Genomic DNA, 26,203 nt, shown 5'->3' on the forward strand with positions numbered 1-26,203 from the left:
GTTAAGGAGTAGAATGGGAAAGGGGATCGGAAAACAAGTATATAGGAGGAGACCTATTTATGGCTTCAGAAAAAGACGCAGGAAAACAGTCAGCAGTTAAGCTTGTTCCATTGCTTATTACTGTCGCTGTGGGACTAATCATCTGGTTTATTCCCGCTCCGTCCGGACTTGAACCTAAAGCATGGCATTTGTTTGCGATTTTCGTCGCGACAATTATCGGCTTTATCTCCAAGCCCTTGCCAATGGGTGCAATTGCAATTTTTGCATTGGCGGTTACTGCACTAACTGGAACATTATCAATTGAGGATACATTAAGCGGATTCGGGAATAAGACCATCTGGCTTATCGTCATCGCATTCTTTATTTCCCGGGGATTTATCAAGACCGGACTAGGTGCGAGAATTTCGTATGTATTCGTTCAGAAATTCGGGAAGAAAACCCTTGGACTTTCTTATTCACTGCTGTTCAGTGATTTAATATTATCACCTGCTATTCCAAGTAATACGGCGCGTGCAGGAGGCATTATATTTCCTATTATCAGATCATTATCCGAAACATTCGGATCAAGCCCGGCAGATGGAACAGAAAGAAAAATCGGTGCTTTCTTATTAAAAACCGGTTTTCAGGGAAACTTGATTACATCTGCTATGTTCCTGACGGCGATGGCGGCAAACCCGCTGATTGCCAAGCTGGCCCATGATGTCGCAGGGGTGGACTTAACATGGACAAGCTGGGCAATTGCCGCGATTGTTCCGGGACTTGTAAGTTTAATCATCACGCCGCTTGTGATTTACAAGCTGTATCCGCCGGAAATTAAAGAAACACCGGACGCAGCGAAAATCGCAACCGAAAAACTGAAAGAAATGGGACCATTTAAAAAATCAGAGCTTTCCATGGTTATTGTGTTTCTTTTAGTGCTTGTTCTTTGGATTTTTGGCGGCAGCTTCAACATCGACGCAACCACAACCGCATTGATTGGGTTGTCAGTTCTTTTATTATCACAGGTTCTGACTTGGGATGATATCAAGAAAGAACAGGGCGCTTGGGATACGCTCACTTGGTTTGCGGCGCTCGTTATGCTGGCCAACTTCCTGAATGAATTAGGCATGGTTTCTTGGTTCAGCAACGCCATGAAATCATCTGTATCAGGATTCTCTTGGATTGTGGCATTTTTAATTTTAATTGTTGTGTATTATTACTCTCACTACTTCTTTGCAAGTGCGACGGCTCACATCAGTGCGATGTATTCAGCATTTTTGGCTGTGGTCGTGGCAGCGGGCGCACCGCCGCTTTTAGCAGCGCTGAGCCTCGCATTCTTCAGCAATCTGTTCGGGTCAACAACCCACTACGGTTCTGGAGCGGCTCCGGTCTTCTTCGGAGCAGGCTACATTTCGCAAGGCAAATGGTGGTCTATCGGATTTATCCTGTCGATCGTTCATATTGTCACATGGCTTGTGATCGGCGGGTTATGGTGGAAAGTATTAGGGATATGGTAGAAAGAAAAAAGGCAGACGCGGTCTGCCTTTTTTTATGTTTGATCGCATTACTTCAGGGCGTGAGTAACAGATGATGAATGGCAGGTGATTGCTTAACCTAGTGAGAAATGTCCGGCGTACTTTCAGCATATCTAGCTTAGATGCGGCAATTCGTGTTTTTCATGCAACAGGTTTTCCGCAAATACAGGGAAAAAAGGTGATGCAGGGACAATCACCTTTTTTTATTTTTGCTAGTGACCTTACAGACCGATGATAGTTTTGCTGCATATAATAGCTGGAACTAAGAAAAGAGGGCGGGGAATGATGTAGGGTGAATAATGTGATTGTAAATGGAGGTTTTGAAACCGGCAATCTGACGGGGTGGGCTTTTGCAAATACGTCCCTTATTAATACTTTTGCCCATTCTGGAAGCTATTCCGCACAGTTTATCAGCAGCCAGCCTTATGCTTTTTTAGGGCAGATCGTGCCTGTCGTTTCTGGACAATCTCTTATATTCACTGTTTCGCTTGGGAAAACGGGGAACAATCCAAGTCCTCAAGTCACTATACAAATTTTATTCGTTAACAGTGAAGGAGAACAAATTGAAGGCGGACAGAAATTTATCATTGCTACTGGAAAATTGCCAAATGTCTCATTTAATACATGGAATGAAATATATAGAACAATTGAAACCCCCGCTGAAGCAGTAAACGCAGTAGTGGTAATAAGTAAAACTACTTTTGGGTCTGTTCTAATTGATGATGTTTCTTTAATAGAGTCTGCTGGGGGGATTGGACCGACCGGGCCAACAGGTCCTCCAGGATCAACAGGATCAACCGGTCCAACAGGATCAACGGGAGCAACCGGACCAACTGGTGCAACAGGATCAACCGGTCCAACGGGATCAACAGGATCAACCGGTGCAACAGGAGCAACGGGATCAACAGGAGCAACGGGATCAACCGGATCACCCGGACCAACAGGACCAACAGGAGAAACCGGAGCAACGGGATCAACAGGAGCAACAGGAGCAACGGGAGAAACAGGACCAACAGGAGCAACCGGAGCAACCGGACTGACCGGTGCAACCGGAGTAACCGGACCAACAGGAGCAACCGGAACAACAGGACCAACCGGAGCAACGGGATCAACAGGACCGACCGGTGCAACCGGAGTAACCGGACCAACGGGAGTCACGGGATCAACAGGAGCGACTGGACCAACTGGTGTAACAGGAGTAACCGGATCAACAGGTGCAACAGGAGAAACCGGACCAACAGGTCCAACGGGAGTCACGGGATCAACGGGAGCGACTGGAGCAACAGGTGTAACCGGATCAACGGGATCAACCGGTCCAACGGGAGTCACGGGATCAACCGGAGCAACAGGATCAACGGGAGCGACGGGATCAACAGGAGCAACCGGATCAACCGGATCAACCGGTCCAACCGGACCAACAGGAGTAACTGGACCAACGGGAGAAACAGGAGCAACCGGATCAACCGGATCAACCGGAGCAACCGGAGTCACGGGATCAACCGGTGCAACAGGAGAAACCGGATCAACGGGAGCGACCGGATCAACAGGTGCAACCGGACTAACCGGATCAACGGGATCAACAGGACCGACCGGTGCAACCGGAGTAACCGGATCAACGGGATCAACCGGACCGACCGGAGCAACCGGAGTAACCGGAGCAACGGGAGAAACAGGACCAACAGGAGTAACCGGATCAACGGGATCAACCGGTCCAACGGGAGTCACGGGATCAACGGGATCAACAGGTGCAACAGGAGAAACCGGACCAACAGGTGCAACCGGATCAACAGGATCAACAGGATCAACAGGAGTAACAGGATCAACGGGATCAACAGGATCAACAGGAGTAACCGGATCAACGGGATCAACCGGTCCAACGGGAGTCACGGGATCAACGGGAGCGACTGGATCAACCGGACCAACAGGTCCAACAGGATCAACGGGAGTCACGGGATCAACAGGACCAACCGGAGCAACAGGATCAACGGGAGTCACGGGATCAACGGGAGCGACGGGATCAACCGGACCAACAGGAGTAACTGGACCAACGGGAGAAACCGGAGCAACAGGTGCAACAGGAGTAACCGGAGCGACTGGATCAACAGGTCCAACAGGATCAACGGGAGCGACTGGATCAACAGGTGCAACAGGAGTAACCGGAGCAACCGGAGTAACCGGAGCAACGGGATCAACAGGACCAACAGGATCAACGGGAGTCACGGGATCAACAGGACCAACAGGTGCAACAGGAGTAACCGGAGCAACCGGACCAACGGGAGAAACCGGACCAACAGGATCAACCGGACCAACAGGTCCAACGGGAGTCACGGGATCAATAGGATCAACAGGACCAACAGGTCCAACAGGATCAACCGGTGCGACCGGATCAACAGGATCAACCGGACCAACAGGTCCAACGGGAGTCACGGGATCAACCGGAGCAACGGGAGTCACAGGATCAACGGGAGCGACGGGATCAACGGGAGCGACTGGATCAACAGGTCCAACAGGATCAACAGGATCAACAGGTCCAACAGGATCAACGGGAGCGACGGGATCAACAGGATCAACAGGTCCAACAGGATCAACGGGAGTCACGGGATCAACAGGACCAACCGGATCAACAGGATCAACGGGAGTCACGGGATCAACAGGAGCGACGGGATCAACAGGTGCAACAGGATCAACAGGACCAACCGGAGTAACTGGACCAACGGGATCAACAGGAGCAACAGGACCAACAGGATCAACGGGAGTCACCGGACCAACCGGACCAACCGGGGCAAATCCGCAGCTGTTTTACAATGAGGTAGCAGGCCCAGTTACAGTTGCTGTTAACGGTACTGAAACGTCAATTGGAACTTTAAGTCTGCCAACAGTCGCTGGCCAATTAATAAAATTAGATCTTGCCATTTCTGTTGATGTGACAACGACAGCTAACTCGAACTTTACTTTCCAAACCAGAATTTATAGAAACGGAGTATTGATAGACACACGCGCTGTCCAAAGAAATGTTAATGTTGCCATTACGTCAAGATTTCCAATGGCTACAACGTATGTAGATGCTACAACAGTCACAGGCACGACTGCTTATGAGGTTAGGATAATTTTTACCACAGTAAGTAATGTGAGTGGCAGCTCCGCACTAAACCTAGATATAAATGCTATTAGGTTCCCTTAATAATAGAGAATGAGAGTCACTTCTTTTTTAAAATTCAAGCATATGAAACAAGAAACCTACTTTATAAAAAAGTAGGTTTCTTGTTGTGCTCAATGGAAGACTTATCATGTTTGAAAGTACTCCCTCAAAAATTTTTCAAGGTAATCAGAATACTGGTCAGAATCAAACTCATTGCCGCATGCATGTATGACCCATGGCTCTTTTTGATGGGGGATGCCGACCAAATACCCCTTTTTCCTGAACTCAAAGCATTGCGAAGTATCATACAAATGCCAGCCGTCAAAGATCTCTTTCCGCCACGGGAGATCGTACTGGGTGGCCAGCAATAAACCGTCTAATGCTTCAACTGTTTTTACGGTCTCGTCTATCTCATCAAACGACAAATAGCTATACGTACTGCGATATTCAATGACTTTTCCCGCTTTTTTAGAAGCCTCCCACCAAATTCCGCTTTGCGGCACTTCTTCAGCTCCTATGACGCCTATCATGCCAAGCGCATCGTTCTGCTGAAAGACATGCAGGATATCGTAAATAAATGAACGATTGATGATAAATGTATCCTGATGGACATACACTTTATATTTTGCGTCTGACTGATGCATTGCCGCCTGGTAGCCGGAGGCCATACTGTCAGCCTTTCGTATATCAATTAACTCAACCTCCATATGCGGCGGCACTGATAGAGACTGGATATGTCTCAGGCAGAGGTCATAAAGGGTGTCATCATTAACACATGTAATGAAGCAAATGGAATTTTCATTTAGATGCTGTTTCATCTTTTTTGCGCCTTTATGACATATTGATAGGCCCTGGCTTCCTCCTCGAAATTTGCATGGTGAATTCCCATGTTGGCTTTGACATGTGCCAGTTTGCTGATCATTTTTTCGTAATAGTGAGTCGTAAAGGAAATAGGCTCAATTTGGCTGACCTTGTAACCCGTTTCATGAAACATTTTCTTCATTTCCTGCAAGGTGAAGAAACGGAAGTGTGTTTTATCGAGCAGCCCAGCCTGTGTATACGTCCATTTGCCGGACAGCAGACTTTCAAAAATTGAGATATGCCCGATATTCGGAATGCTTGCCAAAATGCTCCCTGTTTCGTTTACGTAAGGCTTCATGTTAGCTAACACTGCCCAAGGGTCTATTAAGTGCTCCAATACATCCCCGAAGATGATGTGATCAAATGTGTTTTTTTCAAAAGGCAGCTTCAGTGTTTCGATGTCTCCTGTTATCACTTCGTCAATGTGATGAGCGGCTTTTTCGGCAGCGGGCGGATATGATTCAATCCCATAATAGGAGCATTTCGTTTTTTTCTTAACAGCTGCGCCAAACAGGCCTTCAGCACAACCGACTTCAAGAATGGTTTTCGCATGGGGTTCTACCAGGTCAAACAGCTGCCGGTTGATGCCTTTGTAATATTCTTTATCTTTTCGCTCATATTCTTTCATAGAATCAGCAAGTGACCTTTTATTGATTTCCATGATGTTCACCTCCGGAGCCAGCCTGCTGCTGCAGGATCTCTTCAAAGTATGTTTTGTTGGCAAGCATTCTTGAATCATGAGGACGGTATTGTAAAGCCGATTCATTATGCTGATAGGCAAGCTGATGCTGGCCAAGCTTATCGTAGCAGACAGCTAATTGTAAGTGAGGCAGCCAGGTGGCACAGGCGCGGTTTTGAAAAGCCAAGCTTTCTGAGCCTCTATTTTCAATTGCTTTTTCATACCAATAGACCGCGCTTTGGACATCGTTTTTTTCTAAAAAAGAGAACCCCAATCTGCAGCACGTTTCCGCTCTGGGAGGCCCGTAGACGAGCGTGTGGAGCACCCAGCTTAATTCTTTTTCCTTCAATCCCAATGAATGATAGCAATCTGCTAATTTATTGCATGCTCTGATATTATCCTCGACCCACCCCTGCTTGGTTTTCAAATAACGCAAATAGTATTCTATCGCTTTTTCTATTTTTCCGTGATCACACAGCTCGTTTGCATAGTAAAATAAATCTCTTGGCGAAAAATCCTTCCCTGACGAGGCCATGTTTTCATAAATTCGCAGATTTCGGTGAGCGTCATGACTAAGCGGCATATGAGAAACCGCTGCGTCACTGTGTTGGAGATTTCCGTACACCTCTAAATATTCATGGACCGCGCCGATCCACTTAAAGCCCCTTTCCCGTTTTACGAGCCGGTATCTTCGTAAGCTGGATGTGACGTTGCCTTCTTCATCAAACGCCAGGTGATAGTTCATTGATACCGCGTCAATATGCGGATCAAGCGTTCTTTTTAGTTCCAAGAACAGTTCTTGATCCTTCTCGGTAAACACATCATCGGCATCAAGCCATAAAATATAGTCAGCTGTTGCCTGCTGAAACGAAAAATTTCGAGCGGCCGCAAAATCGTCTATCCATTCAAAATCAAAGATACGGTCTGTATAACGGGCAGCGATGTCTTTCGTCTGATCAACTGAGCCGGTATCCACGATGTTAATTTCATCAGCAATCCTCCGCACAGAATCTAAGCAGCGGCCGATGACGGCTTCCTCATTTTTCACGATCATACATAGACTGATAGAAATCAAATCGCCACCTCCGCTTCAGGCTGTTTTTTCTTCATTGCATGGACAAACATGTAATCAATTTGAGCATGTTTTGACAAGTCATCTAAAGGCAAACCAAATTGCCCGGCAAGATATTCAGCTTCTTGTAAAAATAGCTGTATGTTCGATTCAGGAACGGCTGAATGAGAGGTGGTTGATTTTATGTCATAAAGGTGTTCGGGAAATAGTGTGTTCACGTTTTGAGGCGTGATGAAATGTGTGTGTGCCGGTGTTCCGCATAATAATGAGAAAAGCGTGTCTGCATAAGCTGTATTCGGGATGCTGCAAATCAATGAACCTGAAGGCTTTAGATAAAGGGCAAGAGCTTCAATCGTTCGCTGGGGATACATCGCGCAGTTCAAAAGGTCTCCTATCAAAATGGCATCGAAAAAAGCTTCAGGATAAGGAAGGCGGCATGTTTCGGTATCGGCAGAAGTGACTTGTTCATAATAGGCGCTTGCTATTGTACGTAGCAATGTATCTTCTTCAATGCCGTGCAATGTACAGGTTTGCCGGTTCAACAGCTCTGCACCCGCAGCTCCTGCGCCGCAGCCGATATGCAGGATGGAGCGGGCTTTTGAAGGCACAAGGGCTGTCAGCTCTGGCTGGGGATCAATAAAAGCCGTCACATCCTGCTTCCATTTATCTACGAAGGCTTGGCGGTTGACCTGATATAGTCGGCTGATACTTACATCCGGATTGCCGGAAAACGTGGCATGCCCGTGATGATGCACGAACGAATCAAGGGCGATTTTCAGCTGATAACCGGCCTGCAGAGCGCGAAGGCACAAATCATCGTCCTCAAATGAACCGCCTCCAAAACGCTCGTCAAAGCAGCCGATTTTGTCCAGCACCTCTTTTTTGACAAGAAGGCAAAATCCGACCAGCCTTAAAACGCTTCTTGATTTGCCCCGGTGCCGCATGCAATGGCGCTGAGAAAAATCTTCAATTCCTTCTAAACTGGTGTAATCAACTGAAATTTGCTGAGGACCGCTGACATAATTGCTTACAGGCCCGACCATGCCGATTTTATCATTATGATAAAGCAGCTTGATCATTGGCTCCAGCCAATGATTCGTCACAACAGTATCATTGTTTAAAAAAAGAACATTGTCTCCAGAAGCGGCCTCAAGGCCTTGATTGCAGGCTTTCGCGAACCCCTTGTTTGTTTCATTAAAAATCGTTTTGATTGAAGGAATCTGTTTGAGGTAGTCCTGTGTCCCGTCATGAGAGCCGTTATCTACAACAATCACTTCTATACAGTCATCATCGGTATGCGTCCATATGCTCTCCAAGCATTGTTTTGTCAGCGCCAATTGATTATAAGTCAGCACAATAATACTCGTTTTCACCATAACCACCGCCCTTCACCAAATCATTCAGATACTATATATATATCGAAATGTTCAGATGGAATGATTCCTTCCTGAAAAAAGGAGTGTTCAGCAAAACAGGCTGCTGGAAATCTGGAGAGGAAAAATCATGATCTGAATCATAAACTCTGATCATCAATGAAATGGATTTTGAAAAATAAGAAAATTTACGGGAGAAAAATGGTATGATCTAGGTAGAAAGGACGGCTGGTGCTGTGGTGAAAAAGCGTTTCCATTTTTCTCTGCAAACGAAAATAATGGGGTTGATTGCGGCGCTGCTGATCTTTGTGATTGGCGTGCTAACGGTCACGTTTGCCGTTCAGCAAACAAAAGAAGGGCGAAAACAGGCAGAGCAGCTGGCGGTGCAGACGGCGAGAACGATTTCCTATATGCCGCCGGCAAAGGGACTCATCGTGACGAAAGACGGGCAAGCTGCCGAGGCGCAGGAGGTCATTGAACAAATGAAAGAACAGACCGGCGCTTATGCCATTTATGTGCTTGATGAAAAAGGAATGGTCCGAATCGCCTCGGACAATAGCGAAAATAAGCATCTGACGAGAAGCAGAGAAATCCTGTTTGGAGGCTCTCACGTCTCAGAGACAAAAGCGGATGGACAAAGGGTGATTCGTGGCAGCGCACCGATTATCGAGGAACAAAAGGGGCGCAGCCAAGTGATCGGCAGCGTGTCCGTTGATTTTCTGCAAACGAAGACAGAGCAAGGCATTAAGAGACATCTGCGAGACTTAAGCTTCATGGCTGTACTCGTGCTGCTGCTTGGATTTGCCGGTGCCGCCGCGCTTGCCAAAAGCATCAGAAAGGATACGCTTGGCCTTGAACCGCACGAAATTGCCTCTCTCTATCGGGAGCGGGATGCGATGCTGCGGGCGATTAAGGAAGGGATCATCGCCACCAACCGTGAAGGCATTGTGACGATGATGAACGTATCAGCGGCTGAGATGCTTAAGCTTTCTGAGCCTGTGATGAACGTGCCTATTGATGACGTAATGCCGGGAGCAGAACTGATGTCTGTGCTTGAGCAGGAAGAAATGCAATCGAATCAGGAGGTATGTGTCAACGACCAAGTCTTTATTATCAATACAAAAGTCATGACACAAGGCGGACAGAGGTACGGAATCGTTATCAGCTTCAGAGAAAAAACAGAACTGAAAAAGCTGATTGACACGCTGACAGAGGTGCGGAAATACTCAGAGGACCTGCGCGCCCAGACTCATGAATTTTCCAATAAGCTCTACGCGATTTTAGGGCTGCTTGAGCTTGGCGAATATGAGGAAGCGATTGAACTGATTAAAGAGGAATACGCCATCCAAAATGAACAGCATGATATTTTATTCCAAAACATTCATTCGCAGCAGGTGCAGGCGATTTTGTTAGGAAAGATGAGCAAAGCATCGGAAAAAAAGGTGAAGCTGTCGATCGATGACAACAGCACACTAGGACCTCTTCCTCCTCATGTCGGCTTGTCTCATCTCATTACGATTATCGGCAACTTAATTGATAACGCTTTCGAAGCTGTAGCAGATCAAAGCGTACAGGAGGTCTCATGTTTTATTACAGATATCGGACGGGATGTTGTTATCGAAGTATCTGATACAGGGGCGGGAGTGCCGCCCGATAAGATGGAAGCGGTGTTTGAAAGAGGCTACTCTTCAAAGGGGATGAAGAGAGGCTACGGGCTCGCCAACGTAAAAGAGTCAGTGCGTGAACTGGGAGGCTGGATCGAACTGACAAATCAAAAAAGCGGGGGAGCGGTATTTACTGTTTTTATACCGAAGGAGAAACAGACAAAGGGGGAATCCATTTGATTCACATCGTGATTGCGGAGGATGATTTTCGGGTTGCGCAAATCCATGAGAGATTGATTCAGCAGCTAGATGGATTCAGCATTATCGGCAAAGCGGGTAATGCCAAAGAGACAATGTTGCTTTTAAAGACACACAAAACGGATTTGCTGTTATTGGATATTTATATGCCGGACGAGCTCGGAACAGCATTGATTCCAGAGATACGGAGACGGTTTCCGGACGTTGATATTATGATCATTACAGCCGCAACGGAAACCCGCCACTTACAGGAAGCGCTACGGGCGGGAATCGCAAACTATTTGATAAAGCCCGTAACGGCTGATAAGTTCAAGCAGGTGCTGCTCCAGTATAAAGAAAAAAGGCAGGTGCTGCTGTCTCAGCCGGAGGTCAGCCAATCCATGATTGACCATATTTTCGGGGGCGCCCCTAAGGAAGCTGTCACTGCGGAGAATTTGCCGACAGGCATCAATCCGATCACACTGAAAAAAATCAAAGAGGCGCTGCGTACTGCGGCCGGAGGGATGACAGCGGAAGAACTCGGAGAAACAATGGGCGCGTCACGAACAACAGCCCGCCGTTATGCCGAGTATCTTGTGTCTAAGGAAGAAGCGCGGGCCGAGCTGGAGTACGGGATTATCGGCAGACCGGAGAGAAAATATTATTTGGCGGCAGAATAGTCATGAGAAAAATTGTGATCATATTCATTTGTCTATTAGTCTTCACACAAGGTGATATCCGGCAGGCGGCCGCTCCCCGACTGCCGGACGGGCCAGTTGAGATCGTTGTGCCTGCCGAGCCTTCCGGGGGCTGGGATGTAACGGCGCAGGCCATCCAATCCGTGCTCAGGCAAAAACAGCTGATGAAAGGCAGTATTCATATTGTGTATAAGCCCGGGAGCGGAGGCGACAAAGGCTGGAAATATGTCAACCAAAGCGGTAAGCAGACCATCAGTATGATGTCCAGTTTAATCCTGAGCAATTACCTGCTTGGACAAAGTAATTTAAAAACAGATGATTTTACGCCTCTGGCGATTCTCGCTAAGGAATGGCAGACTGTCGCTCTTCCGAAAGGATCGTCTATGAAAAGCGGGAAGGATGTGCTGAAGGAAATCAAGATGCATCCAGGCAAAGTCAAAATCGGTTTTTCTCCGGGCCTTGGCAATGACGATCAGCTCTCATTCGTCAGAGCCGCTGATATGTACGGGATTGATCCTTTTGACATTGAGTTTTTACAGTTTGACAGCAGTGAAGAATTGATTCAGGCGCTTATCAGACATGAAGTTGAAGCAGCTTCCATGACCGTTTCAGAAGCCAAGCCGTACGAGCGAAACGGCGAGATTACATTAGCCGCCGTCACGTCAGAGAAAAGGCTGCCCGGTTTTCCAAAAGTGCCGACGTGGAAAGAACAGGGCATTCCGTTTGTCTTCTCTCATTGGAGAGGGGTGCTGGGACCGAAAAACATGTCTGAGGAAGAGATTTCTTACTGGGACCAAGCATTAAAAAAGGTGACATCCTCGCCCGAATGGAAAAAGAAAATAAATGAGCAGGATTGGGAAAGCTTTTATTTAAACAGCAAGGAAACGAAACGGTTTCTTGAAGAACAATCAGCGTTTTATCAAACCATTATGACAGGCAATTAAGCAAAAAGCATTCTGCCGTATGCGGAATGCTTTTTTGTGTTGGAGAAATGACCAAAAAGAACAAAACGGTTTTAAAAAATTAAAAATACATAAAAACCAAATTATTTACTTGAGACCGTTTTTCTCATACGATGACAAAAAGGCAAAAGGGGAATAGGGGATGAAATGTAAGCGGATTCATTTAAAGGGGGAATGAATGTGTTAGCAATCTTAGGATTTCTTATGATGCTTGTGTTTATGGTACTGATCATGACAAAACGGCTTTCTGTCCTGACCGCATTGGTTTTGACGCCGATTGTGTTTGCGCTGATAGCCGGTTTCGGGTTCACTGAAGTTGGCGATATGATGATCTCGGGGATTCAGCAGGTGGCGCCGACGGCTGTTATGATTATGTTTGCGATTTTATATTTTGGAATTATGATTGATACTGGGCTTTTTGATCCGATGGTTGCAAAAATATTAAATATGGTCAAAGGCGATCCGTTAAAAATCGTTGTCGGGACAGCGGTTCTTACGATGCTCGTTGCTTTGGATGGAGACGGTTCAACAACCTATATGATTACAACAAGCGCGATGCTTCCGCTCTATCTGCTGCTCGGCATCCGGCCGATTATATTGGCGGGAATCGCCGGAGTCGGCATGGGGATTATGAATACGATTCCATGGGGAGGCGCGACGCCGCGGGCGGCGAGCGCGCTCGGGGTTGATCCGGCTGAGCTGACCGGGCCGATGATCCCTGTGATCGCAAGCGGAATGCTTTGTATGGTCGCAGTTTCGTATGTTCTGGGTAAAGCGGAGCGCAAACGGCTCGGTGTGATTGAACTGAAACAGCCGGCCGATGTCAACGAACCAGCCGCTGCGGTTGAAGATGAGTGGAAGCGGCCGAAGCTTTGGTGGTTCAATTTGTTGTTAACGCTTTTACTGATAGGGTTTTTAGTATCAGGCAAAGTCAGTTTAACGGTGCTGTTTGTCATCGCATTCTGTATTGCACTTATTGTGAATTATCCGAACCTCGATCATCAGAGACAGCGTATTTCAGCACATTCAAGCAACGTACTGGCCATTGGCTCCATGATCTTTGCAGCCGGCGTTTTTACGGGAATTTTAACAGGCACCAAAATGGTTGATGAAATGGCGATTTCGCTTGTGTCGATGATTCCTGAACAAATGGGCGGGTTTATCCCGGCGATTGTAGCCTTAACTAGCGGCATTTTCACATATCTCATGCCAAATGACGCGTATTTTTACGGAGTGCTGCCGATTTTATCAGAAACGGCTGTCGCATACGGTGTGGATAAAGTGGAAATTGCCAGGGCTTCGATTATCGGCCAGCCGATTCATATGCTGAGCCCGCTTGTGCCATCAACACATTTGCTTGTCGGGCTTGTCGGAGTCTCCATTGACGATCATCAAAAATTCGCTTTGAAATGGGCGGTTCTCGCCGTGATTGTCATGACGGTTACCGCTTTATTGATCGGTGCCATTTCGATTTCTGCATGATAATTCGGGCGGAATGACATACACTAACGGCATACAACGTACCGGAGGTGTCTACATGAGTGATCCTTATATGCCGCTGACTTCAGTCAGAAGCGGGACTGGGTTCGAAGCCGCAAAGGGTGTACATGGTCTGACCGTGCAAATTGCGAATGTCTATTTTATTCAATATCCTTCTGAACCTCATTCATTTATTTTAATAGATGCCGGCATGCCTCAATCAGCCGGCATGATTCTAAACGAAGCAAAACAGAGATTCGGCGATGACTATCACTTGAAAGCCATTATTCTGACACACGGGCACTTTGATCATATCGGGGCCATTGAAGAGATCCTTGAGCATTGGGATGTTCCTGTTTATATTCATTCGCGGGAGATGCCTTTTGTAACCGGAAAAGAGGATTATCCGCCGGCGCGGCCAGACAGCAAAAGCGGGCTGGTCGCCAAGCTGTCGCCGCTGTTTCCGCGCCACTCAATCGATATTTCCTCTCATGTTCAAGCATTGCCTGAAGACGGCACTGTTCCGTTTCTGGACGAGTGGATCTGGATCGCCACACCTGGCCATACACCCGGCCATATTTCACTATTCCGCGAGGACGGCCATGTGCTTGTCGCAGGTGATGCGGTGATTACAGTTGAACAGGAAAAAATGGCGGACGTCTTCATTCAAAAACAGGAGCTTCACGGCCCGCCGGCTTATTTCACACCTGACACCGAGACGGCCGCCGAGTCCATTCAAAGACTTGCCGAACTAGAACCGGAAGCGCTGCTGACCGGGCACGGCATCCCAATGACAGGCAGAAACTTTCGCAGTGATTTAATGGAATTGGCCAATCATTTATCATCCCTTTGACACTCGCAAACGCGGGTGTTTTTTTTATTTGTTTTTCCAAGAAGATGCAGAAAAATCATTTGTCTTCCCGCTCAAAAACGATACAATGAGAAGCATGAATGCGATTTGGAGGAGAGTTTGTTGGAAGATAAAGAAATACTATGGAATGAAGCGAAAGCGTTTATTGCCAATTGCTATCAGGAACTCGGAAAGGAGGATGAAGTGCAAGACCGTCTCGATGATATTAAAAGTGAGATTGACCGAACTGGAAGCTATGTACATACAAAGGAAGAGCTGGCGCACGGGGCGAAAATGGCTTGGAGAAACAGCAACCGCTGCATCGGGAGACTATTCTGGAATTCGCTGAATGTCATTGACAGACGTGACGTCCGGACAAAAGAAGAAGTGCGGGACGCTTTATTTCATCACATTGAAACCGCAACAAATAACGGGAAAATCAGGCCGACGATTACGATTTTCCCTCCGGAAGAGAAGGGCGAAAAGCAGGTAGAGATCTGGAATCATCAGCTGATCCGGTACGCGGGATACGATTCCGACGGAGAAAGAATCGGCGATCCTGCTTCCCGTTCTCTTACCGCAGCCTGTGAGCAGCTTGGCTGGCGCGGAGAGCGGACTGATTTTGATTTGCTGCCGCTTATTTTCCGCATGAAGGGTGACCAACAGCCGGTCTGGTATGAGCTGCCCCGGTCACTGGTGATAGAAGTTCCGCTGACCCACCCGGAATTCGAAGCGTTTTCTGACCTGAAGCTGCAATGGTACGGCGTGCCGATTATTGCGGATATGAGGCTTGAGATCGGCGGCGTTCATTATAATGCCGCACCATTTAACGGCTGGTATATGGGAACGGAGATCGGTGCGAGAAACCTGGCTGATGAAAAGCGGTATGATAAGCTCAAAAAAGTGGCATCCGTTATCGGTATGGCCACTGATTACAATGCGGATTTATGGAAGGATCAGGCGCTTGTTGAATTGAATAAAGCTGTTTTGCATTCATATAAAACGCACGGCGTCAGCATCGTTGATCATCACACGGCTGCAAGCCAGTTTAAACGGTTTGAAGAGCAGGAGGAAGAAGCGGGCAGAAAGCTGACGGGTGACTGGACATGGCTAATTCCGCCGATTTCACCAGCTTCCACACATATTTTTCACAGGTCCTATGACAATTCAACCGTCAAGCCGAATTACTTTTATCAGGATAAGCCTTACGAATAGACTATTGAAAACCGATGATGGCCTTCAAGGCTGCTGGATTCAGTGACAGAGATGCCGGTAACTTTTGAAAAGGGGCTGCCTTTCTTCACGGCCTCAAGAAATGATTGCAAGGCGTTTTCCGGCCCTTCGGCCAAAATCTCGACACGCCCGTCTTCACGGTTTTTGACCCAGCCGGTGAGTTTATGCTTATCGGCTTCCGCTTGAACAAAGTAGCGGAAACCGACTCCTTGAACCCGGCCGTCTGCAACGATTCGATATTGAAGCATGTAAAAACCACCTTTTCTTTTTATGATAATCAATCATTTTATATACTGTAAAGGGGATGTGTTCGTATGACATCAGCGCATTATTCCATTCTTTCTCTTAACCTGGGAAAGCCGCAGACGCTTGAATACGATGGAAAGAAAATAGAGACCGGCATCATGAAGCGGCCGGCTGCTTCCGCGGTTATGCTGTATCGGGAGAATTTTGAAGGAGACGGACAGGCAGACCTCGTCAATCATGGCGGCCCTGATAAGGCTGTCTGTGTCTATCCCGCGGAGCACTATCCGTTTTGGACGGAGTTTCTCTCCAGATCGCTCCCGGCCGCCGCGTTTGGTGAAAATCTCACGGTGCAAGGCCTGACTGAGGAGGACGTTTGCGTAGGGGATGTCTTTCAGCTTGATGATGCCGTTGTTCAGGTCAGCCAGCCGCGTCAGCCGTGTATAAAACTGGCCAAAAAGTTTGGTGTGAAGGATATGGTGCTGAAAGTTCAGCAAACCGGATATACAGGATTTTATTTTCGCGTGCTGGAAGAGGGCAGGGTCGCTCCGGATGCAAAGCTCGAACTGCTGTCCAGAGGCGAAAAAGGCATATCCGTCCAATTCGCAAACCATATCAAATACCATGACACAAAAAATCTCACTGCCATTGAACGGATGTTAAGTGAAGAAGCATTGTCTGAAAGCTGGAGATCTTCCTTTATCAAAAAACGGGACAGGCTGCTTTCGATTCAATAAAAAAGCCGCGCATCTAAACGTGCGCGGCTTCACCATGTCAGGATTGTTTTTTCTTTGTTTCAAGCAGGTTGGCAAGAAAATAGGTTTTATAGCTTTGAAGCTTTCTTCCTTCATATTTCGTGATGCCCTGCTTTTTTAATTCTGCTACATACCAGCCTTTACTGCCGTAATGCATGTCAGAAAACTCCTTTCCCTATCTGATTGACCAAACGATTGGCATTGTAACATCTATCAAAAGATGCTGAAAAGAGATGCGGGGGAAACTGAGTCTTTCGCACTAGTGATGCGAACGTTCTTCCTGTATGTATATGCGGAGTAAACGCTGAATATGATTTTAATGCCCGGTGAGTTTCAGCACGACAATGCCAAGTGTCATGATGCTGAACACAATACCGATATATGTAAGCATCCCGTTTTTTTTCTTCACGCCGAAAACGGTCATGATGATGCCTTCAATGAAAAAGACGATTCCAAAAATAATAAACCACATGCGGACAAAGGCTCCTTTCACAGACATTAATCCTAGTGTAGCATATCTGGATGGGCCGGGCTGTGACAATATAAAGAAGCCGGGCATACGCCCGGCTTAGGTGTTTTATTGTTTCTCAACCAATTTGACTAATAGCTGTGCCAAATGATTTTTCTCATCATCATCCGCAACGCTCCAAAGTTCCTGAAGCAGCATTTCTTCGCCGTTTTGCGGCTCTTCATGTTTCGCGAGGTAGTCTCCCAGGATCGCAGCGCTTTTGACAAGCTTGCCGTCATCTAATCCTAATTTCTTGCCCCGGTTAACTTGTTTTTTCAGGTAGTCTTTAAATTCTTCAAAGTCTTTTAAAATTTCTTCTTTTATTGTTCCGTGCATTGCATTCATTTCGTTTTCAATTTGGATTTTTTCTTGATCTCTGTTCATTACAGTGCCTCCTCCTGTGAATAGTGATGATTTACCTGTAAAAGGAGGAGGTTAAACATACGAAATGTGTTTTTACAGCTTTGTCAGGATAATCGGCTCGTCTTTGGTGATGACGATGGTGTGCTCAACTTGGGCGACCATGCTTTTATCCGGCGTCTTAAAGGTCCAGCCGTCTCCAGCTTCGACGATGGTTTCCGCTTTTGTTGAAATGAATGGTTCAAGTGCAATCACTGTGCCGTTTTTGAAGAGTGCGTTATCAAATGGATCATAATAGTTCATGATGTGGTTCGGCGCTTCGTGAAGGCTTCTGCCGATTCCGTGGCCGGTCAAGGTTTTAATGACGGTAAATCCTTGAGAACGTGCTTCATGATAAACGGCTCTCCCAATCTGATTTTGGCGCTTGCCGGCTTTTGCCTGCTGCAGGCCTTTTTGGAAGGCATCCTCCGCGCATTGGCATAGCTTATGAAGGCGTTCTTCTCCTTCACCGAGCACAAATGAGATGCCTGTATCGGAGTAGAACCCACCGAATTCAGCAGAGATATCAATGTTCACAAGATCTCCGGCTTTTAAAATAGTGGATGTGCTTGGAATACCGTGCGCCACTTCATCATTTACACTGATGCATGTAACACCGGGAAAGTCGTATTCTTTTTCCGGAGCCGAAACAGCGCCATGCTCGTCAAGCACCGCTTTTCCGATAAGGTCAAGGTCTTTTGTACTCATGCCGGGCTCTGCTTTCCGCTTCATTTCTTCACGCGCCAGCGCTACGATTCTGCCGATTTTTTTCAGGCCTTCTAATTCTTGATCGTTTGTTACAATCATCTGTCATTCCCGCTTTCTTTTTTAAATAATCTAGTTTAAGCTTACCACAATTGGCTCTAGAATAGGAAACACACGAACCTGAGAAAAAAGAAATAGGCCGGGAAAATTGGTATAGATCACTAGATATCTTGTATGGTATATTTTTAAAAAAGGGTAAGAGGGGGATGGGTATGCTTTCATTTTTACAAAAGCTTGGAAAGTCATTTATGCTCCCGATTGCGGTTTTGCCTGCAGTCGGGATTATCCTTGCACTTGGCAGGGAGGATTTATTCGATATCCCGTTTGTTTATCAAGCGGGAACTGCTGTTTTTGATCACCTGCCGCTTATTTTTGCGATTGGGATTGCCATCGGCATTTCAAAGGACAGCAATGGGGCCGCGGGTTTATCAGGGGCGATATCGTATCTGATGCTCGACGCGGCAACAAAATCAATTAATGAAGCAAACAACATGGCGGTATTTGGGGGAATTATTGCCGGTTTAATAGCGGGTTACACCTATAACCGCTTCAAGGATACAAAACTGCCGGAATATCTCGGATTCTTTAGCGGCAGACGGCTTGTGCCGATTGTCACCGCTATTTTCACAATCATTTTAGCAGGGATATTCGGTGCGATATGGCCACCAATTCAATCGGGAATTAACGCGTTTGGGGAGTGGATGCTTGGGCTTGGCGGGATCGGCGCGGGCATATTCGGTTTATTCAACAGGCTGTTAATTCCGCTTGGTCTTCACCACGTGCTGAATAATATTTTCTGGTTCCAATTCGGCGAATATAACGGAGTGACAGGCGATTTGGCGCGCTTTTTCGCTAAAGACCCGACAGCGGGCACATACATGACGGGCTTCTTCCCGATTATGATGTTCGGTCTTCCGGCCGCATGTCTGGCAATGATTGTGACTGCCAAGCCGTCAAAACGAAAAGCAACGGCCGGAATGATGATTGGTTTTGCTTTGACTGCCTTTATCACAGGAATTACGGAGCCGATTGAGTTTGCATTTATGTTTTTATCTCCGCTGTTATACGCTGTGCATGCAGTTTTAACCGGACTGTCGTTATTCATCGTTAATTTGCTCGGCATACGCTCTGGATTTTCTTTTTCAGCCGGTGCCATCGATTATCTTTTGAGCTACGGAATTGCAGAAAAGCCGCTGCTTCTGCTTCTGGTAGGTATATGCTATGCGGCTGTATACTTTGTCGTGTTTTACGTCTTAATTAAGACGTTGAATTTGAAAACGCCGGGACGGGAAGATGATGACTTGGGTGAGGTGCTGGATGAGAACACAGCACAGTCTGTCAATGAAAACATCATGCTGAAGGGGCTTGGCGGAAAAGAAAACCTGCAGACGATTGATCACTGTGCGACAAGGCTGAGACTGACAGTGAAAGATACTTCTTTAGTGGATGAAGCGTTATTAAAGAAAGCAGGCGCAAAAGGAGTCGTCAAATCGGGCGGGCAATCAGTACAAGTCATTATTGGCCCGAATGTCGAGTTTGCGGCAGAGGAATTACGTGCTGCGGTGAAATAGAAAAAGCAGAGAGGCTGGCCTCTCTGCTTTTTTCTTATTTATCTTCGTCTTCTGTTGACGTCTCTGAATCTTCGCCGTGTTTTGTGTAATCATAATCGGAAGGGTTCACCTTTTTAAAACCTTTCGGGTTGTAGAAACGCAGCAGGTCTCCGTTTATGATTTTATCGGACATTTCGAGTTCCTTCTTGACGAGTGAGTCTTCTGACTTGTCGATCTCAGATTCATCAAGCTGTTTACCGGTTTTTGTGTCATAGTACTTGCCGGATATTTTCGTGTACTTCGGTGATATAAAGTCTCCGTTACGGAACGGAATCACTTCACGGTGTTCTTTAGATAAAATATCAGAACCGGACATCAAGTAGTCTTTCGTATCCACTCCGAGCAAATGCAGAAGGGTTGGAGCCACATCGACGTCTCCGGCATATTTATGAACTTTTTCGCCCTTCACGCCGGCAGCATGGATAAAGAGCGGCACCCGCTGAAGCTGGGCGTTGTCATAATCGGTAATTTCATCTTTGCCAAGCACTTTGGCCATCGCGTTATTGTGGTTTTCAGAGATGCCGTAGTGGTCTCCGTACATCACGATAACCGATTTATCATATAACCCGTCTTTTTTCAGGTCATTGAAAAATTGTTCAATGGACTGATCAAGGTAATGGGCTGACTGGAAGTAGTTGTTGACGACAGAGTCACCAAAGTCTCCAGCCGGGAAGTCCGTATCCCCCTCATCCATTCCGAATGGGAAGTGGTTCGACAGGGTAATGAACTTCGTATAGAACGGCTGCGGCAAGCTTTCTAACAGCGGCATTGATTCTTTGAAGAACGGTTTGTCTTTCATGCCGTAGTTTTTCGTGTTTTCTTCGTTCATGTCATAGTAGGCAGAGTCGAAGAACTTATCGATGCCTTCCGCTTTGTACATTTCGTTTCGGTTCCAGAACGTCTGCGTATTCCCGTGGAACGTAGCAGATGTGTAATCTTTAGACTTCAAAATCGCCGGAACGGATTGAAGCGTGTTTTGCGCTTTGTTAACGAAAACGGAACCTTGAGCCAGCGGATACAGAGAGTTTTCCATCATAAATTCCGCATCTGATGTTTTACCTTGTCCTGTTTGGTGGAAAAAGTTATCAAAGTAGAACGTTTCGTTATCGTGTGCCAGTTTATTTAAGAACGGTGTAACTTCTTTGCCGTCAATCTTATAGTCGATGATAAAGGACTGCAAAGATTCAAGTGAAACGTAAATGACGTTTTTTCCTTCCGCTTTGCCGAAATACACATTGTTCGGCACATCGTAATTGGCTTTCATGTAGTTCTCAACTTCCGTCACGTCACTTGAATCGGCGAGTGCGCGCTGGCTGTTGGATTTGACATTCTGCACAGCATCATAAATCGTGAAATTGTATGTTCCTAAATATTTGACAAGGTAGTTTCGGTCAAATGATCTAGTCAGCAATTCAGGACGGTCTGATTCCGCAACTGCCAGGTTGATTAAGAAAACGAGAATCGAAGACGCAAGAACGATTCGGAATGATTTTTTGTTAGACGACGCCTCGGCAGGCTTGTTCACTTTAATCGCTAAGATAATCAGAATGATCGTATCAATAAAGTAAAAGGCGTCAGTCGGTCTCATCAGCGAAAATGCGCTGTCACCGAGTTGGCCGCCGTTTGTTTTAGCCTGCATAATGACCGGAATCGTAATAAAATCATTGAAGAATCGATAATACACAATGTTTGCGTACAGTAAAAAAGACATTAAAAAATGAATCACTATGATGGCTGTCTGCTGTAATTTTTTCTTGAACAAAAGTCCAAATCCAAGAAAGAATAAGCTTGAGCTGAGCGGATTCACAAAAAGCAATATTTTCTGGATCGTGTTGTCTATTCCTAAGTTAAAGTTCAGGACATAACCGACATACGTCTTTACCCATAACAGGACGACCGCAATTAAGAAGAAGGCCAGTCCTCTTTCTTTTATAAATGTTTTCATTGTTACACTCCTTTTTTCCGATCACAGTTCGAGCGAAACGATAGAAAAAACGAACGTATCCAATATAACACGAATCGGCTGATTAGAAAAGTGAAAATCGTCCGATGGAAAATGTGGCGAAAAACGCCGTCGAATCAACGTTTTCCTAGGAAATCGCCAGATGTAAAAACAGGTTTCTTTCTGTCAATAAAGGAATAATATGGTTTGTACAGCTGTATGATAAAATATGTTCATTACATGAATAGAGGTGGGACGATGGATTTTTCTCATATTGTGTCTGAAGATAAGATTAAACGCGCCATCAAAGACGGAGAATTTGACAACCTGCCGGGAATGGGAAAACCGCTGCCAAAGGATGATGCGGCCCACTTGCCGGAATCTCTGCGGATGGGATATCGTATGTTAAAAAATGCAGGGATGGCTGATGATGAGGGGGCACTTAAAAAAGAGCTTATGACCCTCAACCATTTAATCTCCAAGTGCTATGACGAAAAGGAACGTGAACAATTAGTAAGAAAAAAATCAGAGAAGCAGCTGATGCTCGATAAGCTTGCCGACAAAAAAGGCATGTTTTCCAAACCGGCGTCATCGTTTTATAAGAATCAAGTATATGATCGCCTTGGGCGAAACAGACCTTCTTCCACTTAATTTTCCTTGCCAGACGGCTGTTTTTTAGCCATCCAGCTTCCTTTCTTCCTCAATTTGACTCAGTTCTGTCTGTTCTAAAAGGTTTATGTTTTTCCATCTGTGGGGAAATGACCCGTAAACGGGTAAAGGGTGATGGGATGGAACGACTATTGGAATGGGTAGAGCGTATATCTGATTGGCTGTGGGGACCCCCGCTAATCATCTTACTGACGGGGACGGGATTGTACTTCACCATTTTGCTGAAGTTTTTTCAATTTCGCTATCCTCTATACATTTTGAAGCAGACGATCGGCAGCGTAGGAAAAAAGCCGAAGGGAGAGGGGACAGTTACGCCGCTTCAGGCATTGACGTCAGCCCTCAGTTCGACGATTGGGGCGGCGAACATTGTCGGGGTGCCTGCGGCTATCATGTTTGGCGGTCCCGGGGCTGTTTTTTGGATGTGGCTGGTTGCCTTATTTGCTATGGCGATTAAGTTTTCAGAAAGTGTGCTTGCTGTTCATTACAGGGAAAAAAATGAGCAGGGTGAATTTGTCGGGGGACCGATGTATTACATAACAAAAGGACTGCGCATGAAATGGCTCGGCGTGTTTTTTTCTGTTGCACTGATCGTAGAGCTGATTCCAAGCATAATGGTTCAGGGGAATTCAGTTTCAGTCTCTCTTGCCGAAACGTTTTCTTTCAATAAAATATACGCCGGAATCGGCATCGCGTTTTTGATTGGTTTAGTTGTAATTGGCGGGGTGAAGCGGATCGGAAAAGTAACTGAGTTTGTCGTGCCTCTCATGGCAGGGGCATACGCGGGAGCCGGTCTCCTGATTGTTCTAATGAATCTTTCATCTGTGCCGGTGTTTTTCTCTCTTATTTTTTCGAATGCGTTTACTTCTTCTTCGGCAGCAGGAGGATTTGCAGGCGCTGCCTTGGCTGAAACCATCCGCTGGGGGTTTGCCCGCGGCCTGTATTCTAATGAAGCCGGGATGGGAACAGCCCCGATTGCACATGCGGCGGCAATGACTGACCACCCCGTAAGACAAGGCTTCTGGTCTGTGATCGGAATTGTCATTGACACCTTGATTATCTGCACCACCACGGCATTTGTCGTCCTTGCATCCGGTGTCTGGACAGGGAAGGACGCCTCAAATGACCCAGCAGCATTGACTACGGCTGCATTTCAGCATTATTTCGGAGCTGGCGGAGGGTACTTCGTTTCGATTTCTCTCGTCTTTTTTGTTGTCTCGACCATTATGGTTGTCATATTTTACGGCGTAAAACAAGCTGAATTTCTATTCGGACGGCTGTCGGGACATGTCATTAAATTCGTCTATTTAGCGGCTATTATCATAGGTGCCGCAGGCGGAGCAAAAGCCATCTGGGGCTTTCTGGACTTAGCGTTAGCTTTCATTCTCGTTCCGAATGTGATTGCGCTGTTATTATTGAGCAAGAAGGTAAAAGCGCTCTATACCGAATTTTTCACATCTGAACAGTATTACCTGAAAGATAGAAGAAAAACGAAACAGGGCCCTGTTTACCAAACAAAAGAAGCTAAAAATTCGTAGTGGTCTTGGAATTCAACATCGTCTAACTCTTGATGATCAAATAGATGAACAAAGGCAGCACAATCGCATCACCCCATTAATGAGCGTTATTGACTCTGAGGCTTTCTGTAAAGCCTCTCTTGAACCTCCTTTAGCCGCCTTTCATTTTTTCAATCAGGCATTTTGACGCCGACAAAATAATAGTTTTAAACTCGTCTCTGCCAATACACTGGAAATAGACAACGTATTGGCAGAGATTCCTCCTCTTTCTCTATTTCATCCTTCAGTTGCCGCAAAAAGGAAGGAGGGCGTGATCCTGAATAGATTTACGATTCCTTCGATATATACAACAAATCCGCACAGACCATTTCCGAAGTCAAACCCCAGCCTTCTGTTAATAGTGTTTTCCTTGAGATAGGAGAAAGCGGCCCTTCCTTGTTGGCCTCGAGCTCACGGAGGAACTTGCAGGGTATTCTCGTGTTTATTTATAGGGCTCACCTCTCAAAACAGTTGCTAGCTTTTTAGAGCAACCTTTCTGTTAAGCCATTCTATGACTTTACGAATAGTATGAAAGCGCTACAAAAAGTTGTTGACTACATGTATATACAGGACTACAATATAAACATAAGTTGTATATACAAGTTATCAAACGGAGGGGTTGGCATGGGGGAACTGAACAGATCAGCACGGCAAATTGTTGAAGCAGTCGGCGGTGCTGAAAATATTGCAGCGGCAACTCATTGTGTAACACGTTTACGCTTCGCGTTAATAGATGAAAGCAAGGTTGACCAAGAGGCGCTGGATCAAATCGATGTTGTAAAGGGATCGTTTTCGACAAACGGACAGTTTCAGGTTGTAATCGGCCAGGGAACAGTCAACAAAGTATATGCGGAACTGGTCGAGGAAACGGGGATTGGCGAGTCAACAAAGGACGATGTGAAGAAGGCCTCAGAAAAAAATATGAATCCTTTGCAGCGTGCTGTGAAAACGCTTGCAGATATCTTTATTCCGATTTTGCCGGCGATTGTCACGGCAGGTCTCTTAATGGGGATCAACAATATCTTAACGGCGCAGGGGATTTTCTTCAATACGAAGTCGATTGTGCAGGTGTATCCGCAGTGGGCGGATCTCGCCAATATGATCAATTTAATCGCAGGCACGGCCTTTACGTTCCTGCCAGCGCTGATCGGCTGGTCGGCGGTGAAGCGGTTTGGCGGAAATCCGCTCCTTGGCATTGTACTCGGCGTTATGCTCGTGCATCCTGATTTACTGAATGCGTGGGGCTATGGCGCCGCGGAACAAAGCGGAGAGATCCCCGTATGGAATCTTTTCGGCCTTGAGGTGCAGAAGGTCGGCTACCAGGGGCAGGTGCTCCCGATTTTGCTCGCTTCGTATTTGCTTGCCAAGATTGAATTGTTTTTGACGAAACGGACGCCCGAGGGAATACAGCTTTTAGTCGTCGCGCCGATTACCCTGCTCGTGACGGGTTTTGCGTCCTTTATCATTATCGGTCCGGTCACATTTGCAATCGGGAATGTGTTAACTTCAGGGCTTATCTCGGTGTTCGGCTCATTTGCCGCGCTGGGCGGGCTGCTGTACGGCGGCTTATACTCAGCGCTGGTGATTACCGGAATGCATCATACGTTTTTGGCAGTTGATCTGCAGCTGATCGGCTCTAAGCTCGGAGGCACATTTTTATGGCCGATGCTGGCGCTTTCAAATATCGCCCAAGGATCAGCGGCGCTGGCGATGATGTTTATCGTAAAGGATGAGAAACAAAAAGGTCTTTCCTTAACATCAGGCATTTCCGCTTATCTGGGCATTACAGAGCCTGCCATATTCGGGGTGAACCTTCGCTACAGATTTCCTTTTATCATTGCGATGATCAGCTCAGGGCTGGCCGGGATGTATATCTCATCTCAAGGCGTTTTGGCAAGCTCCGTCGGTGTCGGCGGCGTGCCCGGCATTTTCTCGATTATGAGCCAGTACTGGGGCGCATTCGCAATTGGAATGGCGATTGTCTTAATTGTTCCGTTTGCCGGAACATACGCTTATGCGCGACTGAAACGTAAATAACAAAGGGGAGCGGGACGTGTG

Annotated in this window: 22 protein-coding genes and 1 pseudogene; 13 read left to right on the forward strand and 10 right to left on the reverse strand. The window is 46.5% G+C overall.

The features are described from left to right. The first annotated feature begins 59 nt into the window (after nt 1-59). Nucleotides 60-1,496: an anion permease gene (locus HC660_RS04200; RefSeq protein ID WP_168747183.1), complete on the forward strand. Its 1,437-nt coding sequence runs from the start codon at nt 60-62 to the stop codon at nt 1,494-1,496. 310 nt (nt 1,497-1,806) lie between these two features. After that, a complete protein-coding gene (locus HC660_RS21340) occupies nt 1,807-4,695 on the forward strand; it encodes an NTTRR-F1 domain (RefSeq protein WP_168747184.1) in 2,889 nt (962 codons plus the stop codon). A gap of 104 nt (nt 4,696-4,799) precedes the next feature. Here HC660_RS21340 and HC660_RS04210 read toward each other — a convergent pair whose 3' ends face one another. Genes HC660_RS04210 through HC660_RS04225 form a run of 4 tightly spaced genes read right to left on the reverse strand, consistent with a single transcriptional unit; the run spans nt 4,800 to nt 8,641 of the window. Then, on the reverse strand, nt 4,800-5,471 hold the full coding sequence (locus HC660_RS04210) for a glycosyltransferase family protein (RefSeq protein WP_168747185.1): 672 nt from the start codon (nt 5,469-5,471) through the stop codon (nt 4,800-4,802). Further along, a complete protein-coding gene (locus HC660_RS04215) occupies nt 5,468-6,175 on the reverse strand; it encodes a class I SAM-dependent methyltransferase (RefSeq protein WP_168747186.1) in 708 nt (235 codons plus the stop codon). Before HC660_RS04215 ends, HC660_RS04210 begins: the two co-directional genes overlap by 4 nt. Next, complete coding sequence (locus HC660_RS04220) at nt 6,162-7,268, reverse strand: glycosyltransferase (RefSeq protein WP_168747187.1); 1,107 nt, start codon at nt 7,266-7,268, stop codon at nt 6,162-6,164. Before HC660_RS04220 ends, HC660_RS04215 begins: the two co-directional genes overlap by 14 nt. Then, nucleotides 7,265-8,641 carry a glycosyltransferase gene (locus HC660_RS04225; RefSeq protein ID WP_168747188.1) on the reverse strand — a complete coding sequence of 459 codons (1,377 nt, stop codon included), beginning with the start codon at nt 8,639-8,641 and terminating at the stop codon, nt 7,265-7,267. Before HC660_RS04225 ends, HC660_RS04220 begins: the two co-directional genes overlap by 4 nt. Before the next feature lie 233 nt (nt 8,642-8,874). Here HC660_RS04225 and HC660_RS04230 point away from each other — a divergent pair. The 6 genes and pseudogenes from HC660_RS04230 to nosA all read left to right on the forward strand — a co-directional run bounded on the left by HC660_RS04230 (nt 8,875) and on the right by nosA (nt 15,683). Continuing rightward, a pseudogene (locus HC660_RS04230) lies at nt 8,875-10,507 on the forward strand (sensor histidine kinase). Beyond that, nucleotides 10,479-11,159, forward strand: coding sequence for a response regulator (locus tag HC660_RS04235; protein WP_010333368.1), 681 nt, complete (start codon nt 10,479-10,481; stop codon nt 11,157-11,159). Before HC660_RS04230 ends, HC660_RS04235 begins: the two are co-directional and overlap by 29 nt. A 2-nt stretch (nt 11,160-11,161) precedes the next feature. Then, a complete protein-coding gene (locus HC660_RS04240) occupies nt 11,162-12,121 on the forward strand; it encodes a tripartite tricarboxylate transporter substrate binding protein (protein WP_168747190.1) in 960 nt (319 codons plus the stop codon). A gap of 198 nt (nt 12,122-12,319) precedes the next feature. Then, nucleotides 12,320-13,621 (forward strand): Mg(2+)/citrate complex secondary transporter CitM, encoded by a 1,302-nt coding sequence (gene citM / locus HC660_RS04245; RefSeq protein ID WP_168747191.1) that lies wholly within the window; start codon nt 12,320-12,322, stop codon nt 13,619-13,621. A gap of 55 nt (nt 13,622-13,676) precedes the next feature. Beyond that, complete coding sequence (locus HC660_RS04250) at nt 13,677-14,471, forward strand: MBL fold metallo-hydrolase (RefSeq protein WP_168747192.1); 795 nt, start codon at nt 13,677-13,679, stop codon at nt 14,469-14,471. A gap of 120 nt (nt 14,472-14,591) precedes the next feature. After that, the gene (gene nosA, locus HC660_RS04255) at nt 14,592-15,683 is read left to right on the forward strand and encodes a nitric oxide synthase (protein ID WP_168747193.1); all 1,092 of its coding nucleotides are present in this window, start codon (nt 14,592-14,594) and stop codon (nt 15,681-15,683) included. On the opposite strand, the gene HC660_RS04260 is transcribed toward nosA, so the two are convergent. After that, complete coding sequence (locus HC660_RS04260) at nt 15,674-15,949, reverse strand: acylphosphatase (protein ID WP_168747194.1); 276 nt, start codon at nt 15,947-15,949, stop codon at nt 15,674-15,676. The genes nosA and HC660_RS04260 overlap by 10 nt on opposite strands. A gap of 66 nt (nt 15,950-16,015) precedes the next feature. Between HC660_RS04260 and HC660_RS04265 the strand changes: the two genes are divergently transcribed. Further along, the gene (locus tag HC660_RS04265; protein ID WP_168747195.1) at nt 16,016-16,681 is read left to right on the forward strand and encodes an MOSC domain-containing protein; all 666 of its coding nucleotides are present in this window, start codon (nt 16,016-16,018) and stop codon (nt 16,679-16,681) included. A 37-nt stretch (nt 16,682-16,718) separates the two neighbouring features. Here the strand turns inward: HC660_RS04265 and HC660_RS04270 are convergent, their stop codons facing one another. From HC660_RS04270 to map, 4 genes are all read right to left on the reverse strand, one after another. After that, nucleotides 16,719-16,856 (reverse strand): YflJ family protein, encoded by a 138-nt coding sequence (locus HC660_RS04270; protein WP_010333376.1) that lies wholly within the window; start codon nt 16,854-16,856, stop codon nt 16,719-16,721. A 159-nt stretch (nt 16,857-17,015) separates the two neighbouring features. Further along, complete coding sequence (locus HC660_RS04275) at nt 17,016-17,171, reverse strand: hypothetical protein (RefSeq protein WP_010333377.1); 156 nt, start codon at nt 17,169-17,171, stop codon at nt 17,016-17,018. Between the two features lie 105 nt (nt 17,172-17,276). Next, nucleotides 17,277-17,591 carry a DUF3243 domain-containing protein gene (locus HC660_RS04280; RefSeq protein WP_010333378.1) on the reverse strand — a complete coding sequence of 105 codons (315 nt, stop codon included), beginning with the start codon at nt 17,589-17,591 and terminating at the stop codon, nt 17,277-17,279. A 72-nt stretch (nt 17,592-17,663) separates the two neighbouring features. After that, nucleotides 17,664-18,413: a type I methionyl aminopeptidase gene (gene map / locus HC660_RS04285; protein WP_010333379.1), complete on the reverse strand. Its 750-nt coding sequence runs from the start codon at nt 18,411-18,413 to the stop codon at nt 17,664-17,666. Nucleotides 18,414-18,583: 170 nt separating this feature from the next. Here map and nagE point away from each other — a divergent pair, with 170 nt between their 5' ends. Continuing rightward, nucleotides 18,584-19,942 (forward strand): N-acetylglucosamine-specific PTS transporter subunit IIBC, encoded by a 1,359-nt coding sequence (nagE, locus tag HC660_RS04290; protein WP_168747196.1) that lies wholly within the window; start codon nt 18,584-18,586, stop codon nt 19,940-19,942. A gap of 34 nt (nt 19,943-19,976) precedes the next feature. On the opposite strand, the gene ltaS is transcribed toward nagE, so the two are convergent. After that, a complete protein-coding gene (gene ltaS, locus HC660_RS04295; RefSeq protein WP_168747197.1) occupies nt 19,977-21,926 on the reverse strand; it encodes a lipoteichoic acid synthase in 1,950 nt (649 codons plus the stop codon). Nucleotides 21,927-22,181: 255 nt separating this feature from the next. On the opposite strand from ltaS, the gene HC660_RS04300 reads away from it, so the two are divergent. From HC660_RS04300 to treP, 3 genes are all read left to right on the forward strand, one after another. Continuing rightward, the gene (locus HC660_RS04300) at nt 22,182-22,574 is read left to right on the forward strand and encodes a DnaJ family domain-containing protein (protein ID WP_168747198.1); all 393 of its coding nucleotides are present in this window, start codon (nt 22,182-22,184) and stop codon (nt 22,572-22,574) included. Between the two features lie 137 nt (nt 22,575-22,711). Continuing rightward, nucleotides 22,712-24,127 (forward strand): alanine/glycine:cation symporter family protein, encoded by a 1,416-nt coding sequence (locus tag HC660_RS04305; RefSeq protein WP_168747199.1) that lies wholly within the window; start codon nt 22,712-22,714, stop codon nt 24,125-24,127. A 642-nt stretch (nt 24,128-24,769) separates the two neighbouring features. Further along, nucleotides 24,770-26,182 (forward strand): PTS system trehalose-specific EIIBC component, encoded by a 1,413-nt coding sequence (gene treP / locus HC660_RS04310; RefSeq protein WP_168747200.1) that lies wholly within the window; start codon nt 24,770-24,772, stop codon nt 26,180-26,182. Nucleotides 26,183-26,203 lie beyond the last annotated feature (21 nt).

Origin of the sequence: Bacillus mojavensis, assembly GCF_012648005.1 — a bacterium.
GTDB lineage: Bacteria > Bacillota > Bacilli > Bacillales > Bacillaceae > Bacillus > Bacillus mojavensis.